At 63.7% G+C, this 12,866-nt stretch carries 10 protein-coding genes; 7 read left to right on the top strand and 3 right to left on the bottom strand.

Annotation, left to right across the window (positions count from 1 at the left end):
* Nucleotides 1-21: 21 nt before the first annotated feature.
* Nucleotides 22-1,224: a PAS domain-containing sensor histidine kinase gene (locus SMD31_RS18920; RefSeq protein ID WP_320502497.1), complete on the bottom strand. Its 1,203-nt coding sequence runs from the start codon at nt 1,222-1,224 to the stop codon at nt 22-24.
* Between the two features lie 286 nt (nt 1,225-1,510).
* Between SMD31_RS18920 and SMD31_RS18925 the strand changes: the two genes are divergently transcribed.
* From SMD31_RS18925 to gabD, 6 genes are all read left to right on the top strand, one after another.
* Nucleotides 1,511-2,695 (top strand): glycosyltransferase, encoded by a 1,185-nt coding sequence (locus tag SMD31_RS18925; protein ID WP_320502498.1) that lies wholly within the window; start codon nt 1,511-1,513, stop codon nt 2,693-2,695.
* Entirely contained in the window at nt 2,692-3,561 is an 870-nt protein-coding gene (gene hpnC / locus SMD31_RS18930; RefSeq protein WP_320502499.1) for a squalene synthase HpnC, read from the top strand. Before SMD31_RS18925 ends, hpnC begins: the two co-directional genes overlap by 4 nt.
* Nucleotides 3,558-4,406, top strand: coding sequence for a presqualene diphosphate synthase HpnD (hpnD, locus tag SMD31_RS18935; RefSeq protein WP_320502500.1), 849 nt, complete (start codon nt 3,558-3,560; stop codon nt 4,404-4,406). The genes hpnC and hpnD overlap by 4 nt, the downstream gene beginning before the upstream one ends.
* The gene (gene hpnE, locus SMD31_RS18940) at nt 4,393-5,658 is read left to right on the top strand and encodes a hydroxysqualene dehydroxylase HpnE (RefSeq protein WP_320502501.1); all 1,266 of its coding nucleotides are present in this window, start codon (nt 4,393-4,395) and stop codon (nt 5,656-5,658) included. Before hpnD ends, hpnE begins: the two co-directional genes overlap by 14 nt.
* Nucleotides 5,655-6,434: a GNAT family N-acetyltransferase gene (locus tag SMD31_RS18945; protein ID WP_320502502.1), complete on the top strand. Its 780-nt coding sequence runs from the start codon at nt 5,655-5,657 to the stop codon at nt 6,432-6,434. The genes hpnE and SMD31_RS18945 overlap by 4 nt, the downstream gene beginning before the upstream one ends.
* 109 nt (nt 6,435-6,543) lie before the next feature.
* Nucleotides 6,544-8,031 carry an NADP-dependent succinate-semialdehyde dehydrogenase gene (gabD, locus tag SMD31_RS18950; RefSeq protein WP_320502503.1) on the top strand — a complete coding sequence of 496 codons (1,488 nt, stop codon included), beginning with the start codon at nt 6,544-6,546 and terminating at the stop codon, nt 8,029-8,031.
* Nucleotides 8,032-8,088: 57 nt separating this feature from the next.
* On the opposite strand, the gene gltX is transcribed toward gabD, so the two are convergent.
* The gene (gltX, locus tag SMD31_RS18955) at nt 8,089-9,483 is read right to left on the bottom strand and encodes a glutamate--tRNA ligase (protein WP_320502504.1); all 1,395 of its coding nucleotides are present in this window, start codon (nt 9,481-9,483) and stop codon (nt 8,089-8,091) included.
* Nucleotides 9,484-9,650: 167 nt separating this feature from the next.
* On the opposite strand from gltX, the gene SMD31_RS18960 reads away from it, so the two are divergent.
* On the top strand, nt 9,651-11,960 hold the full coding sequence (locus SMD31_RS18960) for a ComEC/Rec2 family competence protein (RefSeq protein ID WP_320502505.1): 2,310 nt from the start codon (nt 9,651-9,653) through the stop codon (nt 11,958-11,960).
* On the opposite strand, the gene lexA is transcribed toward SMD31_RS18960, so the two are convergent.
* Complete coding sequence (gene lexA, locus SMD31_RS18965; protein ID WP_320502506.1) at nt 11,917-12,651, bottom strand: transcriptional repressor LexA; 735 nt, start codon at nt 12,649-12,651, stop codon at nt 11,917-11,919. The genes SMD31_RS18960 and lexA overlap by 44 nt on opposite strands.
* Between the last annotated feature and the right edge of the window lie 215 nt (nt 12,652-12,866).

A 12,866-nucleotide genomic window follows, 5' to 3' on the forward strand; every position in this document is an offset into this window, starting at 1 on the left:
GGCCACCGAGCGGGTGTGTCGTTACGGATGCCAGCGACCATCGTAGCGCCGCGGAAACTGCAACGTCGCCGTGGTGCCGAGATTTGGTGCGCTGGAGAGCGACAGCTTGCCGCCGATCAAATGCAGGAAGGCACCGCACAAGGACAGCCCACCATTCGTGCCGTGCTGGTTGGTGTCGATGGAGCTTTGCACGCGGCGCAATTGGTCGGCCTGGAAACCGGGCCCGTTATCGGCCACCGTCAGGACGACCTGCGCCGCCTCGCCGTCCTGGGCTTGTTCGATGGTTGCGCCGATCTCGACCTTGCCGCCAAAGCGGTTGTACTTGATGGCGTTTTCCACCACATGGCCGATCATTTTTTCAAGCGCTTCGTCGTCCAGCACGACGGGCATGCTGCCACGGCGCAAGGTATGGGTCATGCGCACACCTTGAACGGCTGCGGCACCGGCATGGGCGGCGAGGACATGCTCCACTATCTCGGCAAGATCCGCGGTGCGCGCATGGGCGACAGCCATGCTGCCTTCAAGGCGCGTGACGTCGATGATGCGTTCCACCACGTCGGTCAGTTGTCGTCCGCTCTTGCAGATGTCGGCAGCATAGGTGCGATAGATCTTGACGCCAATCGGCCCGAACATCTCGTCGCGCATGACTTCGGCAAAGCCGATCACCGTCGCAAGCGGCGTGCGCAGTTCGTGGGACAATTGGCCGAGGAATTCGAGCTTCGTGAAATTGGCGCGTTCGGCCTGTTCCTTGGCCTTCGTGAGAACCCGCTCGCTTTGCTTGCGATGGGTGATGTCGCGGATGGCGGCAACGATCACGGCCGGACCGGGCTTGGAAATCTCTGGTTGGTGCAGAACCAGGCTGGTGATCTCGACCGGCACGCTGTCGCCGTTGAGTTTATGAGCGACAGTCTCGATCGGGCGACCGTCGAAGCCGGCGAGAGCGTCGAGCAAGAGGGCAATGGAGGGTTTGCCGTCGCCGTCGGGCAGACCTTCGAGAAAGGCCCCGACATGCGCGCCGATCAGGAGGCGACCATGACAGTTGAGCATTTCGGTGGCGCGGTCGTTGGCGTCGATGATCGCGCCATCGGGGAGCAGGGCGAGAAGCGGGTCGGGCGACAGCGTCCCGGCAAGGCCGCCGATCTGCGCCAGCCCGGGATGACCACTTCCATTGTCGCCGACTGGATCACTCAAACGCAGATGTCGCGCGGGGTCGTGGTTGGTCACGTCTGTGTCCTTCCACCGGCCGCCCGGGCGGCGCGCCGCCCGCGACCAGTTACCAAAACCGCTGCGTCGCCCCGCAGCAGCGATGCCCCCAATGGCATCCATCATTGGCCATAACGTCTGCCGCCGCAAGCAAGCTTCACCAGTCTCTCAGGGAAGCGAATCCTGACGGGGCAGTAAGTATTCAAAATCAGTGTCTTATCGGACGAAATCCAAGGCCATTGCGCGGGGTTCGGGCGCGCCGAGTTAGGGGGTGGCATGCCTGCGCTGTTCCGGCTATAGGAACGCCATGTCCGAATTCCTCATCGTCCTTGCCGGCCTTCCCGCCGGTATCTGGCTCTATCTTCTGCTGTTTCGCGGCGCTTTCTGGCGGGAGCGGCCGGAGGCGGGGATCGTCGTCGCATCCGAAAACCTGGCATGTCCCGACGTCGTGGCGATCGTGCCGGCGCGCAACGAGGCTGGCGTGGTTGGCCAGGCGGTGACCGCCCTGCTGCACCAGAACTATGCCGGCAAGCTCACGGTCGTCCTGGTCGATGACAACAGCGAAGACGGAACAGCCGCAGAAGCGACCGAAGCCGCCAAGGTGGCAACTGCCGCCGGCGGCGCGCATCGCCTGCGGGTCATCGCGGGCAAGAAGCTGGCCGCAGGCTGGACGGGGAAGCTGTGGGCGGTCAACCAGGGGCTGGCAGAGGCGCAGCGTGCGGTACCTGGCGCCGCGTTTTATCTGCTGACCGATGCCGACATTCTCCATGCGCCCGATAGCCTGACGCGGCTGGTCGAAAGGGCGCAGCAGGGTTCGTTCAACATGGTGTCGCTGATGGCGAAGCTGCGGACCGATACTTTTGCCGAAAAGGCGTTGATCCCGGCCTATATCTTCTTTTTTCAGAAGCTCTATCCCTTCAACTGGGTGCGCGATCCCAAGCATAAATTGGGCGCGGCGGCCGGTGGTTGCATGCTGGTGCGCGCATCGGCCCTGCGCAAGATCGGTGGTATCGCGGCGATCCGCGGCAGCCTGATCGACGATTGCGCCCTGGGACGTGCGATCAAGGCCACCGGACCGATCTGGCTTGGGCTCGCCAGCAATGTGAGTTCGCTGCGCGGCTATCCTGCCTGGCGCGATATCTGGAACCTCGTCGCTCGTTCCGCCTTCACGCAGCTCAATCATTCCGCCGCGCTGCTGATCGGCTCGGTACTGGGCATGGTGCTGACCTATCTGTTGCCACCGCTCATCACCATCAGCCCGGATCCGGGCATTCGGCCGCTTGGGATCATTGCCTGGGCGGCGATGGCCTTTGCTTATCTGCCGACCCTTGCCAATTACCAGCGCTCGCCGCTCTGGGCGCCGTTCCTCCCGCTGGTCGCCTTGTTCTATACGCTTGCCACCATCGCCTCGGCGATCCGCTATTGGACGGGGAAAGGCGGGCAGTGGAAGGGGCGCGCGCAGGCCGAACACATCAAGAAGAGTGCGGCATGAACAAGGCCTCACCCGAAATCGCCAAGGCGGGGATCGCGACGCCGTCTGGCAAGAACGCAACGAACGAGAATTTCCCTGTCGGGTCCGCGCTGATCCGGGCCGACCTGCGTCCCCATGTGCACGCCTTCTATCGCTTCGCTCGCATGGGCGACGACATTGCCGACAACAATGCCTTGTCGCCGCAGGACAAGGTGGCGCGCCTCGACATGATGGAAGCAGTGTTGCTCGATTCAATGCGGGAAGACATTCGCGAGGCGGCCGATCTGCGCCGGTCGTTGGCCCAGACACATGTCGCGCCGATCAATTCGACCGAGCTCCTGAAGGCCTTCCGCATGGATGCCACCAAGCAGCGCTATGCGGATTGGGAGGAGCTGATGACCTATTGCCGCTATTCCGCCGCACCGGTCGGCCGGCAATTGCTCGATCTGCACGGCGAGCCGGTGGCTGCCCGCGGTCCCTCGGACGCGCTGTGTGCCGCACTTCAGGTAATCAATCATCTGCAGGATTGCGGTGTCGACTATCTCGAGATGGACCGGGTCTATTTCCCGCAAGATCACCTGGCGAGGCATGGTGCCGCGACCAAAGACTTGTCAGAGCGCGGTTCCAGCCCGGCCGTCGCCAAGGCATTGAACGAGGCGCTCGACAAGACCGACGCGTTGATGGTGGAGGCGCGGCAATTGCCTGGGCGCCTGAAGGATTTTCGCCTGCGAGCTGAATCGGCCACCATTGTCCGTCTTGCAGACAAGATGATCGGCCAGCTGCGGCGCAACGATCCGCTCGCCGGCCGGGTGAAGCCGACCAAGATGTTCTTTTTGACGGCGATGCTGGAAGGCATTGCCTGGGCCTGTTTCGCGCGGGGGAAATGATGGACGCCACTCAGGCAAATACGGGGGCCATTGCCGCGCAGGTCAAAGCGTCGGGCACCTCGTTCTATGCGGCGATGCGCTTGCTGCCTGAGGCGCGGCGCGATGCGATGTTCGCGATCTACGCCTTCTGTCGCGAAGTTGACGATATCGCCGATGAAGAGGGATCGCAGGAGGAGAAGCGGCGCGGGCTTGCCGAATGGCGTGCCGAAATCGACCGGCTCTATGCCGGTGAGCCGAGTGGTCCGATCGCGCAGGCGCTGTTGAAGCCGGTGCGCGAGTTCAAGTTGCGGCGTGACGATTTCATTGCCGTGATCGACGGCATGGAGATGGATGCGACCGACGCGATCCAGGCGCCGGATATGGCGCTGCTTGATCTCTATTGCGACCGTGTCGCCTCGGCCGTCGGCCGCCTGTCGGTGCGGGCCTTTGGTGCGACTGAGGCGATCGCCGACGATGTTGCCTATCATCTGGGGCGTGCCCTGCAGCTGACCAATATCCTGCGCGATATCGAGGAAGATGCCGGCCGCGGCCGGCTCTATCTGCCACGCGATCTTCTCGCCAGGCATGGCATCGTCAGCGACGATCTGGGCGTCATTCGGGCGCACCCGCATCTGCCGCGCGTATGCCGCGATCTAGCCGCGACGGCGAAGGAGCATTTTGCCAAGGCCGATGCGGCAATGCGCCAATGCGCCAAGGAACCGATGCGGCCGGCGCGCATCATGGGGGCCGTTTACGGCGCGCTGCTCGATAAGCTGATCGCCTGGGATTGGCGCGATCTCACCACCGAAATCAAGGTGCCGAAATGGCGCAAGATCTGGCTGGCCGTCCGCTATGGCTTCCTCTGATCAGACGAATCCGGGCCGCGTCCATGTGATTGGCGCGGGCCTTGCGGGCCTTGCCGCGGCGACGCGCCTCGTGCGCGCCGGGCGGCAGGTGACGCTCTATGAGGCGGCAAGCCAGGCCGGGGGGCGCTGCCGCTCCTATGACGACGCCGAGTTGGGCTGCCGCATCGATAACGGCAACCATTTGATCGTCAGCGGCAATGTCGCGGCAATGGCGTATATCTCGGAGATCGGTGCCGCCTCGACCTTCGCGTCGGAAGACAAGGCGATCTACCCGTTTGTCGACCTTGCCAGCAACGAGCGCTGGTCGGTGCGTCCAACCGAAGGCTTGATGCCGTGGTGGCTGCTGGTGCCGAGCCGCCGCACCAAGGGCACGTCGTTGCTGGACTATCTCGACGCCGAGAAACTGGCGCGGGCCAGCGAGCATGCCGTCGTCACTGACATCGTCGACAAGCGCAAGGTCGCCTTCCGCCGACTGTGGGCACCGCTCTGTGTGGCGGCCCTCAACACGGCGCCGGAGGAAGCGTCGGCGCAGCTGCTGGGCCGGCTGTTCAAGGATACATTCGGGCAGGGCGGGGCAGCATTGCATCCGCTTTTCCCGCATGTGGGGCTGTCCGAAAGCCTGGTTGACCCCGCCTTGGCGCAGCTGTCTGCGAAGGGTGCTGAAGTCATGTTCGGTCATCGGCTGCGCAGCTTGACGTTCAGCAATGACGCGGTGACCCATCTCGATTTCGGCAAGACGGAAGTGACCTTGGCGCCAGGCGACGAGGTGGTACTGGCCGTCACCGCGCCTGTCGCCACGGATCTGCTGCCGGGGCTTACCGCACCGGATTCCTTCCGCGCCATCGTCAACGCGCATTTCCGCTGGTCAGGTGTCGTGCCGCCGCGGCCCTTCATCGGCGTGATCGGTGGGACGGCGGAATGGGTCTTCGTGAAGCCGGGCATTCTCTCCACCACGACGTCTGCCGCCGAGGCGATCATCGACCTCCCGGCCGAGGAACTCGCGGCGCGGCTGTGGCGCGACGTTGCGGCCGCGTGCGATCTGGGCAACGCAGCCTTGCCAACCTGGCGCGTGGTGAAGGAAAAGCGCGCGACTTTCGCGGCAACCCCAGTGCAGCTGCGCCGGCGACCAGGCCCCAAGACGTCTTGGTCCAACCTTGTACTGGCGGGGGATTGGACCGATACCGGTTGGCCCTCGACCATCGAGGGCGCCATTCAATCCGGCTTCACCGCCGCGGCGGCTCTCGCTGCATGAGCCTGCGACCGCTCTCCCGCCTCTCCCCGGCGGAGCGGGAGGTCGTGGGAAAGATGCTGAAAGGGGATCCGGTATTGTCGCTCTACTGGGCGGCTGGCATGGAAGATCTGGCGCGCGGCATCGACAACCGTCTTGTTCATCTGGCGCAGGAAGAGGGTGGCATCATCCTGGGCGCCACTTTCGGCGATCTCTCGGTCTTCTCCTTCTGCGGCAGGCTGGCGGATGCCGACATCGCGCATTGCATTGCCCTTCCGGGCGCCGTCGAACTGCATGCGCCGGAAGCGGATACTGTGCGCTATGCGACGATTGCCGGCCGACGATTGAAGCAGTCGCGCGGGATGCTGCTGATGGCGTCACCCACGACGCATCTCGATGAATTCCCGGTTGATTGTCTGGATTTGCACGCGGCACATGCCAGGGACGTTGCGGCTTTCTATCGCAGCCACTACCCGGAGACCGTCTTCGATGACTATATGCTGTCCATGCCGTTCGTGGGCGGCTTCGCCAGCGACCAGTTGGTCGCCTGCGCCGGAACCATCGCCGTCTCGCGCGAGCTGCGTTCTGCGCTTGTCGGGCATTTCGCAACGGCGCCGGATTTTCGCGGGCAGGGCTTTGCCGCGAGGCTTGGCGGCTTGTTGCTGGATCGTCTGGGGCGGCATGGCTTCGACCTGGCCTATTTGGCGACGACAACGGAGAATGCCGCCGCCATCAGGACCTATGAAAAGCTCGGTTTTGTGCCCATCGAACGGCTTGTGCAACTCGATCTAATGCCCTGATTTAACGAGGTTATTGGCCAGGCTTCTACCCCATTGGTGATACTTTCAATCGCCCCATGTGGCGCGTATACTCCGGCCGAATTTGCAACACCAGCAAGGATTTCCCATCATGACCCAAGCCGCTATGAAGGCGCAGAAATTCGTCCTGCCGATCAAAGACCAGGGCCTGTTCCGGCAGCAATGCTACATCAACGGCCAGTGGGTCGATGCGGATTCGGGCAAGACGATCGAGGTCACCAATCCGGCGACGGGTGAAGTGATCGGCACGGTCCCGCAGATGGGTGCTGCCGAAACGAAACGCGCCATCGACGCGGCCAATGCCGCCTGGGGTGCCTGGCGCAAAAAGACCGCCAAGGAACGCGCCAATCTGCTGCGCCAGTGGTTCAACCTGATGATGGCGGCGCAGGAGGATCTGGCGATCATTCTGACCGCGGAACAAGGCAAGCCGCTCGCCGAAGCCAAGGGCGAGATCGCCTATGGCGCCTCATACATCGAATGGTTCGCCGAGGAAGCCAAGCGCATCTATGGCGACATCATCCCGCCGCACCAGGGCGACAAGCGCATCGTCGTCACCAAGGAGCCGGTCGGCGTCGTCGCCGCGATCACGCCCTGGAACTTCCCCAACGCGATGGGCACCCGCAAGGCAGCGCCGGCCATGGCCGCGGGCTGCCCGGTGGTCATGAAGCCCGCGTCGCAGACGCCGTTCTCGACGCTGGCGATTGCCGTGCTGGCGGAGCGCGCCGGCATTCCCGCAGGCGTTCTCAACATCGTGACGGGTTCGGCGTCGGCTATCGGCGGTGAAATGACCAGTAACCCGATCGTGCGCAAGCTGACCTTCACCGGCTCGACCGAGATCGGCAAGTTGCTGATGCAGCAATGCGCCGCCACGGTGAAGAAGACCTCGATGGAACTGGGTGGCAATGCGCCGTTCATCGTGTTCGACGATGCCGATCTCGACGCCGCTGTCGAAGGCGCCATGATGTCCAAGTTCCGCAACACCGGCCAGACCTGCGTTTGCGCCAACCGCATCTATGTGCAGGACGCGGTCTATGATGCTTTCGCCGAGAAGCTGAAGGCGGCGGTCGCCAAGATGAAGATCGGCGACGGCCTCAAGGGCGAAACGCAGCAGGGTCCGCTCATCGACATGAAGGCGGTGGAGAAGGTCGAGGAACACATTGCCGATGCCGTTGGCAAGGGCGCCAAGGTCGCCCTGGGCGGCAAGCGCCACGCGCTGGGTGGCAGCTTCTTCGAGCCCACCATTCTGACCGGGGTCACGTCGCAGATGGCGGTGGCCAAGGAAGAAACATTCGGCCCGCTGGCGCCGCTCTTCCGCTTCAAGACGGAAGAAGAGGTGATCAAGATGGCCAACGATACCGAGTTCGGCCTGGCCTCCTATTTCTACGCCCGTGACCTCGGCCGCGTCTGGCGTGTCGCCGAGGCCGTGGAATACGGCATCGTCGGCATCAACACCGGCATCATCTCCAGCGAAGTCGCTCCCTTCGGCGGCGTCAAGGAATCGGGCAACGGCCGCGAAGGGTCGAAATACGGCATCGAGGATTATCTCGAGATCAAATACATGTGCATGGGCGGCATCTGACGCCGCATCGGGCTGAAACGAAAACCCCGCCTCAAGCGATTGAGGCGGGGTTTTTCTTTACCCGAGCGGGGCGTCTTTCAGCCGCGCCATCGCCTCGTCCTTGCCGAGGATCTCCATGACCTCGAAGATCGGCGGCGACTGGGTCGAACCGGTGAGTGCCGCCCGCAGGGGCTGCGCCGCAGCACCGAGCTTCACGCCGTTGCTCTCGGCAAAGGTGCGCGCCTTCTCTTCAAGCGGTGCGGCAGCCCATGTGTCGGCACCGGCATAAGCCTCGATCAGCTTGGGCATCAGGCCGACCGTTTCCGGGGCGGAGAGGATCGCCTTCGCCTTGTCAGTAAAGGGCAGGGGACGCGCCTGCAGATAGAACGCCGAATTCTCGGCAAGCTCCTTGAGGTTCTTGGCGCGACTCTTCAATCCCGGCATGGCGCGGGTCAGTAGGGCGATGCCGCTCGCGTCGCTGGCTTTGCCGAGGCGATCGGCCACGGCCTTCGCCAATTCGCCGTCATCCGACTGGCGCATGTAATGGCCGTTGAGATTGTCGAGCTTGGCGAAGTCGAAGCGCGAGGGCGAGCGGCCGATACCCGATAGCTCGAACCACTCAATCGCCTGCTCGGTCGAGATGATCTCGTCATCGCCATGACCCCAGCCGAGGCGCAGCAGGTAGTTGCGCAAGGCGATCGGCAGATAGCCCATGTCGCGATAGGCCTCGACGCCGAGCGCGCCGTGGCGCTTGGAGAGCTTGGCACCGTCCGGCCCGTGAATGAGGGGGATGTGGCTGAAATGCGGCGCCTCCCAGCCCATCGAGTCATAGATCTGGCGCTGGCGGAAGGTGTTGGTGAGGTGGTCGTCGCCGCGGATCACATGGGTGATGCCCATGTCGTGATCATCCACCACCACAGACAGCATATAGGTCGGCGTCCCGTCGGAGCGCAGCAGCACCATATCGTCGAGCTGTTCGTTGGCAACCCGCACTTCCCCCTGCACGCCGTCGACCACGATGGTCTCGCCAATCTGCGGCGCCTTCAAGCGGATCACGGGCTTCACACCGGCCGGCGCGTCCTTGGGGTCGCGGTCGCGCCAGCGGCCGTCATACTTCATCGGCTTGCCAGCCGCCTGGGCGGCCTTGCGCATCTCGTCCAGTTCCTCGGGCGAGCAATAGCAGCGGTAAGCCTTGCCGGCCTCCAGCATCTGCAACGCTACCTCGGCATGACGCGGTGCGCGGGCGAACTGATAGGTGATGTCGCCATCCCAGCCCAGGCCCAGCCATTTCAGGCCGTCGATGATCGCCTCGATCGCAGCGTCGGTTGAACGCACCCGGTCGGTGTCCTCGATGCGCAGATGGAAGATGCCCTTGTGGTGGCGTGCATAGAGCCAGTTAAAGAGGGCCGTGCGGGCGCCACCGATGTGGAGGAAGCCGGTCGGCGAGGGGGCAAAACGGGTAACGACGGTCATGATGTGGATCCGATGGAGGTGTTGATTTTGGCAGGGTTCTAACACGAAAAGCGACTGCCCAGGCAATGCTTCCGGCACCGCCCAGTACCGCCCGGGCTAGATCAGGCTACCCAGCCGTGAGGCGATCTGATACGAGGGATATACAACTTATCGAAGATTAGAAAGCCATGCCCGGCCTGTCCTGGGAACGTATTGAGGAGTTTATCGCCGCACAGCGCCCCAATTGGCCGGGCTGGGCCGCGGTCGCCCTTGGTGCCGGGATCGCAGTCTATTTTGGCCTGCCGATAGAGCCGGCGCTTTGGGTCGGTCCTTGTTTGATCTTGGCTTCAGTCGCGTTGGCCGTTCTGGCCCGCCGGCGGCCCCTGGCGCTGATCATCGTCGGGGCGCTACTGACGGGCAGCCTCGGATTTGCTGTTGCCTCTTGGCGCGCCGATTGGGTGGGGGCACCCCAGCTCAGTCGGTCCCTCTACCGGGCCGATGTGACCGGGCGGGTGGTTGAGGTCGAGCTTTATCCCGGCAGCCTGCGCGTGACACTCGACGGACTCGCGATCTCGACTGCCAAAGACGGCGTTCTCGATGCCGCCATTTTACCGGCGCAGGTCCGGATCAAGCTCGCCAAGGCCAGCGAAGAGATCCAGATCGGCGATTGGATCAAGGTCGTGGCCGATCTGCAGCCGCCAGCCCCGCCGGCCATGCCGGGCGCGTTCGACTTTCGACGTCAGGCTTTTTTCGAACGACTGGGCGGTGTCGGTTTTTCACTGCAACCGGCGGTGAAGATCGAAGGCGGACAGGCCCATGCCTCTCCCATCGCAGGCCTGCTCGATTGGTTCGATGCCCTGCGCCTCACTATCGGGCGGCGCATCCAGGCGGAACTGCCGGGCGCCACCGGTGCGATGGCAATGGCGCTGATCGTCGGCAACCAGACGGCCTTGCGGGCCGATGATGTCCAGGCCATGCGGGATTCGGGCCTTGCGCATCTCACCTCGATCTCCGGGCTTCATATCGGTCTTGCCGCCGGCATCTTTTTTTTCGGCGTGCGCGCCCTGCTGGCCTTGGTGCCGCCGGTGGCGCTGCGCTTCGATATCAAGAAATGGGCGGCTGTGCTGGCCCTCGGCGGCGCCTTCTTCTACGCAGGTCTTGCCGGCATGCCGGTGCCTACCGAGCGCGCATTGGTCATGACCGGTGTGTTCTTTTGCGCCATCCTGCTGGACCGCTCGCCGATATCGATGCGGGTCATCGCTTTTGCGGCCATCGTCGTGCTGCTGCTGGCACCGGAAGCCCTGATCGGTGCCAGCTTCCAGATGTCCTTTGCGGCCGTCCTGGGATTGGTGCGCGTCTTTGACGGCGGGCGCGCGCAGTTCTCGGCGCTGCGCCGTGTCGGCCGCGACGCGCCGGATTTCTTTGGCCGCGTCATCGGTGTGGCCGAGCGGGGTGGCGTCTGGCTCGGCACCCTGATGGTGACCAGCCTCATCGCCAGCCTGATGACGGCGCCTTACGCCGCCTATCACTTCAACCGGCTGACCCTCTACGGCATCGCCGCCAACATGCTGGCCGTACCGCTGACCGGTTTCTGGATCATGCCGCTGGCTGTCCTGGCCTTGCTGGCGATGCCGTTCGGGTTGGAGCATTGGCCCCTGGTCGCAATGGGATGGGGCTGTGATGTCATCATCGCCATCGCGCATTGGGTGGCGGATTGGCCCGGGGCGGTCTTTCTCATTCCTGCTATGCCGATTATCGGCCTGTTGACCGCGAGCCTGGGTCTCGTCTGGCTCTGCCTTGTCATCGGCCGATGGAAATGGCTGGGCCTCGCCTTGCTCTTGATTGGTTGCCTGTCGCCGGCGACGCAGCGCCCGCCGGAAATCCTCGCCTTCGCCGGCGGGCAAAGCAGCCGCTTGGTGGCGATTCTGGAGCCGGACGGCCTCTATCACTTCAGCTCGATACGTTCGGCCAAGATCTCGGCGGAAACCTGGATGCGCCGAAACGCGCAGGAGAAGCGCCTGCCATTTCCACAGCCGCCGCTGCCGGAGATGCCCCTGAACACGCACCAGGCGCGCATTGACGCGATGCGCGCACCAAAACAGATCGCCGCGGCGGACATGCCAGGCTCTGGCGACTGCACGGCGGATTGGTGCCGCTTCGACACGCGGATGGGTTATATCGCCGTGGCGCTGACGGAAGCAGGTGCAGGGCCTGCCTGCCTGACGGCGCGGCTCGTCATCAGTCTGGAGCCGATCGAAGACGGCTGCCGTTCGGCCGAGCGCGTCATCGATTTCTTCGACCTGTGGCGGCATGGAACACATGCCATCACGATCAACGCCGACGGTTCATTCGTGGTAACGCGCGCTTTCGATACGGGCGAGCGGCCCTGGACCCTGCAACGCTTTGCAAAAACGGCGCAGCCGATGGAGGCCGCGCCGTCTGCAGAAAGCGGGATCAGTACTGGCGCATCAGGCCAATCAGACGACCCTGGATCTTGACCCGATCGGGGCCAAAAATCCGCGTCTTGTGATTGGGATTGGCCGGCTCGAGTGCGATGGAATCGCCTTTGCGGCGCAGGCGCTTCAGCGTGACTTCATTGTTGTCGACCAGTGCCACGACGATGGTGCCGTTCTCGGCATTCTCGCAGCGCTCGATGAGGACGGTGTCGCCCTCATGGATGCCGGCGTCGATCATGGAATCGCCTTCGACAGAGAGCGCATAATGCTCACCACGGCCGAGCATGCCCGCGGGCACGTCGACGGCATTGCTGTTGTCGCGCAAGGCTTCGATCGGCGTGCCGGCCGCGATCTTGCCATAGAGCGGCAGTTGCACGGTGTGGCCGGCCTGCGCCACGACAGCGCCGGGCAGGGTGGGGGTGAAATCGCCTTGAATCACGCTGGGAGTGAAACCGCGGCGCGCGGGTTCGCGATCGGCCGCAGCCGGCGTCGCCGGTGCTGGCTTGCCGCCCACTTGATCCTCGGCCAGACGCATCACTTCGAGCGCACGGGCCCGATGCGGCAGGCGGCGAATGAAGCCGCGTTCCTCAAGGCCGGTAATCAGGCGATGCACGCCCGATTTCGACTTCAGGCCCAGCGCATCCTTCATTTCATCGAACGACGGCGACACGCCGGTCTCGCCGAGGCGGTCCTGGATGAACTGCAGCAATTCGCGCTGTTTTCTGGTCAACATGCCCGTACTACCCCCTCAAAAAGGTGCTGCCGAACACCGCCCCCTCGTGGGCATCCGGCTGGTTTCAACGGGACCGCTTGCTCCTGCGACCGACCAATCTTGGCGCTTAGCCGACATGTTGGGCCGGAACAAACGATCAACAACTACATATGTTCTAGTTTAGTTCATGATAAAGTCAAGACCCTACCTGACACTTGGTCAAGATGACGCCGCGG

This window comes from Dongia rigui (assembly GCF_034044635.1).
Classification (GTDB): Bacteria; Pseudomonadota; Alphaproteobacteria; order Dongiales; family Dongiaceae; genus Dongia; species Dongia rigui.

Bases quoted from the DNA above. Each gene is read 5' to 3' on its own strand.
- hpnE (WP_320502501.1), top strand. From the start codon at position 4,393: ATGGCTTCCTCTGATCAGACGAATCCGGGCCGCGTCCATGTGATTGGC.
- lexA (WP_320502506.1), bottom strand. From the start codon at position 12,651: ATGTTGACCAGAAAACAGCGCGAATTGCTGCAGTTCATCCAGGACCGC.
- SMD31_RS18945 (WP_320502502.1), top strand. From the start codon at position 5,655: ATGAGCCTGCGACCGCTCTCCCGCCTCTCCCCGGCGGAGCGGGAGGTC.
- SMD31_RS18960 (WP_320502505.1), top strand. From the start codon at position 9,651: ATGCCCGGCCTGTCCTGGGAACGTATTGAGGAGTTTATCGCCGCACAG.
- hpnC (WP_320502499.1), top strand. From the start codon at position 2,692: ATGAACAAGGCCTCACCCGAAATCGCCAAGGCGGGGATCGCGACGCCG.
- gabD (WP_320502503.1), top strand. From the start codon at position 6,544: ATGACCCAAGCCGCTATGAAGGCGCAGAAATTCGTCCTGCCGATCAAA.
- hpnD (WP_320502500.1), top strand. From the start codon at position 3,558: ATGATGGACGCCACTCAGGCAAATACGGGGGCCATTGCCGCGCAGGTC.
- gltX (WP_320502504.1), bottom strand. From the start codon at position 9,483: ATGACCGTCGTTACCCGTTTTGCCCCCTCGCCGACCGGCTTCCTCCAC.
- SMD31_RS18925 (WP_320502498.1), top strand. From the start codon at position 1,511: ATGTCCGAATTCCTCATCGTCCTTGCCGGCCTTCCCGCCGGTATCTGG.